This window comes from Geobacillus sp. Manikaran-105, assembly GCF_002809955.1.
GTDB classification, from domain to species: domain Bacteria; phylum Bacillota; class Bacilli; order Bacillales; family Anoxybacillaceae; genus Geobacillus; species Geobacillus thermophilus.
Genome location: NZ_PIJG01000115.1, coordinates 1 through 2,054 on the forward strand (window position 1 = coordinate 1; position 2,054 = coordinate 2,054).

A 2,054-nucleotide genomic window follows, 5' to 3' on the forward strand; every position below is an offset into this window, starting at 1 on the left:
AGATCGAAAAGTTGTCCACTGCCATGAAAGAAGCAAAAAGTAAACGAGCATATGAACGCTACCAAGCGATTTATCTTCATTTGCAGGGATATACCAAAGGAGAAATCGCAACGATTATTGGTCGATCCAAGAAAACTATTTATAACTATATTCATGCCTACGCCCAGCGCGGTCTTGATGGACTGGAGATGAAATACTCACCTGGCGCCCCACGTCGATTGACCCCTGAGCAGGAAAAAGAGCTGGCTTTGATCATTGAACATCAGCTCCCCGTAGATGTGGGATTCGAAGCAAAATATAATTGGACGCTTGCGATAATCGCTGAACTCATTCAACAAAAGTGGGGGCCAACATACACGCTTCGCGGAACAAGTGACATTCTGCATCGGTTAGGGCTAAGCTATACGAAACCGACCTATACACTAGCCAATGCCGATGAAGAGAAACAAAAAGAATTCGTCGAAATCACCTTCCCTGAAGTAAAAAAAAACTGGTAGATGGGAACATCGCCCATGTCCTCTTTCAAGATGAGTCGATGATTCGTGATTACCAAGCGATTCAAAAAACATGGTTTGTCAAAGGAAAACAACGAATCATTCCGACGTTTGGAAAACATCAAGGGCTGAAGTTGATTGGCACGTTGAACTACGAAACAGGGGAAGTGTTTTGCATCGAAGAAGAACGCTATGACGCGGAAACATTTCTTCGATTTCTTCAACTTGTGTTAGAACGCTATCCCACAGGCAAAATAGTGATGATTTTAGATAACGCTCGAATTCACCATGCCAAACTCATTCAGCCATTTTTAAAAGAACACGAAGATCGGTTAGAGCTCGTCTTTTTGCCACCATACAGTCCGCAATTGAACTTGATTGAAGGGCTATGGAAATGGCTGAAATCAGACGTGATTTACAACGTGTTCTATTCGAGTGTGCAAGAAATTAGAAAGAATGTCCAAGCCTTTATTCAGCGAATCAACCAGAAACCAGAACAAACGATCGATCGTTTGTGTGTTCAGTTGTAAATCTTTAATTCAACTTATATATTAAGTGCGAAAAAAATTGACGATTTGTTTAATTAGAAATAATGCAGAACGGGCTTAATACTAAGTCCGTTTTTCTACTTAAGAAATAAAAGATAAGACGGTCGAGAAAGTAATGATGAATGAAGTGAATCTCGAATTAGGAAGAAAACTAAAATCAAGAGTGGGGAGCGGGAGGATGTTCCCCGCTTTCTTTTTCAGTCATAGCAAGGATTTCCCGAACTCCCCGAAATCCCGTTCCAAAACACTCACTCTCAGAAACTAGCTCTCTCACAATCTCTTTTGTATGGAGATAATCTGTTAACCTTTCTGGGGGAGTGGAGGTTGGAAGATTGTTGAGTGTTCCTTTTGTTTATGTCGTTTTATACCGAGTTTCTTCCATTATATATGCTATTGTATTATGTGTGTTACTCATTTATTATTTGTACGATCTTTTTGAGAATAGCTATTTATTTTATTCTTGCTTTTATCGGGTTTAACGGGGTTTTCGGGATTTGAATTTCACTCATTGAAGGTTGCAATTTTATTGCTGTGGGTTCTCACGGTTTTTACGGGAATTTTTATTTTTTTACTCGTTCGTTTTTCACTCATCTTTTCCTAAGCTGTTCAACATTCTAGTCAGCTTTCACTAGGTTTTTACTATGATACTAATTTTTCCAATTAACAGATTCCTTGAATCCGTTGGGTTTTTTGAGATTTGATTTATTTGGAAATTTATGGTTAATTTTAAGCGATTAACCTTAAACAAGTTAAAGTTACATTCAACAAGGATGTAGATGTAACAACTGCTGAAACTGTTGGTAACTATACATTCCCAACTGCTAGCGGTTTAACAGTAACTGCTGCAAAAGCAAACGGTAAAGAAGTTATCTTAACAATTAACGATGCTAACTCACAAGCTGCTCAACAACAAAGTGTGAGTAAAATATTTGTGGGTGACATTCAGGAATGATTCCCCGACGAGGGTTGCGAACTTTTGTTCGCGACGCTCGTCGGGGCCACCAAGCGAAGC

The 2,054-nt window shown here is 39.3% G+C and carries 1 protein-coding gene; it reads left to right on the forward strand.

The features are described from left to right. Positions 1-2 precede the first annotated feature (2 nt). Positions 3-1,024, forward strand: a protein-coding gene (locus CV945_RS16725) for an IS630-like element ISBs2 family transposase (RefSeq protein ID WP_255407747.1) whose coding sequence is annotated in 2 segments (ribosomal slippage) — positions 3-482 and positions 485-1,024 — 1,020 coding nt in all. Because the reading frame shifts where the segments join, the coding sequence is not laid out codon by codon here. Positions 1,025-2,054 lie beyond the last annotated feature (1,030 nt).